This window comes from Rhodococcus sp. (in: high G+C Gram-positive bacteria) (assembly GCF_049286785.1).
Lineage (GTDB): Bacteria > Actinomycetota > Actinomycetes > Mycobacteriales > Mycobacteriaceae > Rhodococcus_F.
Window position 1 is genome coordinate 1 of record NZ_JBAQEO010000898.1, and the last position, 2,756, is coordinate 2,756.

Sequence of the window (2,756 nt, forward strand, 5' to 3'; positions counted from 1 at the left end):
GTCCAACAGGTAGACGTCGAATCCGGCGGCGAGCAGCTGCTCGACGAAGCTGTTGCCGCGCTGCAGATCCAGAATGTAGCTGCGGGAGAACAGGCTGAACACGATCAACAGTGGCGGCGACACACGCACATCGTCGTTGCGGTAGCGCCACAACTCGGATCGGCCCTGTCGCCACACCACATCCTTCGGGGTCTGGCCGACCTCAGGCCGCGAAAGGCCCGCCGCCATGCGAATACCGTTGCGCGCCCGGAGCGCATTGCGCTCCACCTCCCGGCGCACCCGGTCCGCGATGCTTGTCGACGTCGGTTCTGTCGTCACCACTGCCGATCACTCTCCATGGGGGTGGTCCCGGCGCTGTTCGAGTTGAAGCGACATTCGTCGCACATCCCGGTCCAGCGCCCCGATCTGTGTGCGAAGCCGTTGCAGATCGGTGCCCGCCGGCAGATTCACCAGGTGCCACACTCGCGCGGCAACGCCGTTCACACCGTCGCCCACCGCGCGCCGGAGACCGAAAATCACGGCGGCCACCGTTGCGAACTGGTCGGTGTCCACCAGTGCCTCCGCTCGCGGCGCCACCAGACGCTCCGCGGCGTCATAAGGCTTTCGCCACACCGGCTTGTCTGTCATCGATTCACTCCGCTACACATAAGTCCCTATTTCTGACTGACGACGGTGCCGGACTGTGTCAGGCGGCGACGGTGTCGGCTGGTTTCAGTTCGAAGCCGCGGTATCCGTTGGTGGTGACGTCGGCGAGGGCGGTGCGGTAGTTGGCGAGGCCGCCGAGGTAGAACAGGACGCTGGGCTTTTTGCCGGGGATGTTCGCGCCGAAGATCCAGGAGTCGACCTTGGTGAAGAGTGTGGCGTTGGCGATCTCGGTGCAGGTCTGGGTCCATTGTGCCTCGGCGTCGGGTGTGGGCTCGATCGCTTGCAGCCCGGTGCGTTCGGCGTATTCGATGGTGTCGCTGATCCACTCGACCTGGGTTTCGAGGCTCGGGGGCAGGTTCGTGAAGGGGCCGTTGGGGCCGAGGACCATGAACCAGTTGGGGAAGTTTGCTGTGGAGACGCCCAAGTAGCTGGTCGGTTGGCCGTTCCAGTGGTCGTTGATGTGCAGGCCGTCTCGGCCGCGGATCTGGATGCGCCGGTAGTTGCCGTCGACGGCGTCGAAGCCGGTGGCGAAGACGAGGACGTCGAGTTCGTGCAGGACGCCGTCCTCGGTGACGACTCCGTGGGCGGTGACCTCGCGGATGGGGTTTTCCTTGATGGCGACGGCTTCCACGTTCGGCCGGTTGTAGACCTGGTGGTAGCCGTCGTCGCAGAGTGGGCGTTTGGCGAACAGGCCGGTCGGGGTCAGCTTGCGGGCGGTTTCGGGGTCCTCGATGATCTCGGCGATCTTGGCGCGGATGAACGATGCTGCGGTTTCGTTGGCGTCCTCGTCGGTGGCGATGTCGCCGAAGGTGGCGAACATGAAGCGGAATCCGCCGCCGTGTTGCCAGGCCTGTTCGTAGACGCGGCGGCGTTCCTCCTCGGTGACGCTCATTGCCGGCACGGTGGACTCATCGAAGCCGAAGGCCACCGCGGAGTTCTTGGCCTGCTTCCAGATGTGGTCGTAATCGGCCTTGATCGCGTCGATCTGCTCGGTGGTCACGGGGCGGTTGCCGACCGGGACGGAGTATTGCGGGGTTCGGACGAAGACGGTGAGGTGTTCGACTTCCGGTGCCAGGGCGGTGATGACCTGTTGGCCGGTGGAGCCGGTGCCGATGACGCCGACGCGGCGGCCGGCGAGGTTCTTGCCCTCGGGCCAGGCGGCGGTGTGGATGGTTTCGCCTTCGAATGTGTCCAGGCCGGGCAGGTTGGGGAAGTTGATGGCGGAGAGCAGTCCGACGGCGTTGATGACGTAGGTGGCCCGGTATACGTCGCCGGCGTGGGTGGTGATTTCCCACTGGGCTTCGTCGTCGAGGTAGATGGCGGAGGTGACCTCGGTGCCGAAGTGGAAGTGGCGGCGCAGGTCGAAGCGGTCGACGACGTCTTCGAGGTATTCGAGGATCTCGGGTTGGGTGATGTAGGTGCTTTTCCAGGTGCTGTCCTGCAGGAGGTCGCGGTCGAAGGAGAAGCGGTAGAGGTGGCTTTCGGTGTCGGAGAGGGCGCCGGGGTAGCGGTTCCAGTACCAGGTGCCGCCGGGGCCGTCGGCCTTGTCGAAGCCGATGGTGGTGAGGCCGAGTTCGTGGTGCAGTTTGTGGACGGCGTAGATGCCGCCGAATCCGGCGCCGATGACGACGGCGTCAACGGTGCGGGGCGTGGTCTGGGCAGTCATGGCGAATCCTTAGGCGTTCTGATGGGAAAAAGAAGTGGCTGTTACTTGCTGTACCAGGAGGCGAGCTTCGCGAATTCCTCGTCGACGAGGGCGGAGCGCCCGGCCAGGAACGGGTAGACGTGCTGTTGGCCCTCACCGATGGACAGGGTGACATCGACACCTGCCGACTTGGCCCGCTCCTGCACCCGGGTGGCGTTGTCGAGGAGCGACTCGACGCTGCCTGCCGTGATGTAGAGCCGCGGAAAACCGGTGAAGTCGGCGTACAGCGGGTTCGCCAGCGGGGTCTTCGGGTCGACCGTGTCCCCGAGGACCCCGGCGATCATGCCTTCGAGCAGTTCCGGGGTGATGAGGGCATCGGTGTCGTTGTTGGTGGCGAGAGTCTCGCCCCTGTTCTCCATGTCGAGCCACGGAGAGAAGGCGATAACCCCACCGGGGCCCTGCTTGC

The 2,756-nt window shown here is 65.0% G+C and carries 3 protein-coding genes and 1 pseudogene; all 4 read right to left on the reverse strand.

Annotated elements, in window-relative coordinates:
- Positions 1 to 318: pseudogene (locus tag WAW17_RS32235) on the reverse strand (alpha/beta hydrolase); the annotation flags it as partial.
- 9 nt (positions 319 to 327) lie between these two features.
- Positions 328 to 627: a hypothetical protein gene (locus WAW17_RS32240; RefSeq protein ID WP_422336891.1), complete on the reverse strand. Its 300-nt coding sequence runs from the start codon at positions 625 to 627 to the stop codon at positions 328 to 330.
- A gap of 58 nt (positions 628 to 685) precedes the next feature.
- Positions 686 to 2,311, reverse strand: coding sequence for a flavin-containing monooxygenase (locus WAW17_RS32245; RefSeq protein ID WP_422336892.1), 1,626 nt, complete (start codon positions 2,309 to 2,311; stop codon positions 686 to 688).
- Between the two features lie 41 nt (positions 2,312 to 2,352).
- The coding region (locus tag WAW17_RS32250) for an alpha/beta hydrolase fold domain-containing protein (protein WP_422336893.1) at positions 2,353 to 2,756 on the reverse strand (404 nt) is incomplete at its 5' end.

Coding starts and splice junctions, on each gene's coding strand:
- WAW17_RS32240 (WP_422336891.1), bottom strand. CDS start 627: ATGACAGACAAGCCGGTGTGGCGAAAGCCTTATGACGCCGCGGAGCGT.
- WAW17_RS32245 (WP_422336892.1), bottom strand. CDS start 2,311: ATGACTGCCCAGACCACGCCCCGCACCGTTGACGCCGTCGTCATCGGC.